This window comes from Photobacterium sp. DNB23_23_1, assembly GCF_052873815.1.
On the sequence record NZ_JBNNXT010000115.1, the window covers coordinates 1 to 332 of the forward strand.

The 332-nt window shown below is 48.5% G+C and carries 1 protein-coding gene; it reads left to right on the forward strand.

Features of this window, described 5'->3' with window-relative positions; translation table 11 throughout:
- The coding region (locus ACVA53_RS25050; protein WP_446506634.1) for a thiamine pyrophosphate-dependent enzyme at positions 1-332 on the forward strand (332 nt) is incomplete at both ends.

The window sequence follows — 332 nt, forward strand, 5'->3', positions numbered from 1 at the left end:
ACCGTACTGACAGCTGCAGGTGGTCTACCGGCTGAGCTTTCGATGAACTGGCAGAACTACCAGATTGGTAAGTTCGACATCGACTTTGGCTACTCGTGCATGGGTTACGAAATTGCTGGTGGCTGGGGCGCGAAAGTTGCCAACCCAGATAACGATGTCGTTGTACTTGTGGGCGATGGTTCATACCTCATTCAAAACTCAGATATCTACTCTTCAGTACTGACTGGCCACAAGATGATTGTGGTGGTGTGTGATAACGGCGGTTTCGCGGTTATCAACAAACTGCAGAACAATACCGGTAACGAGTCATTCAACAACCTGCTTGAAGATTG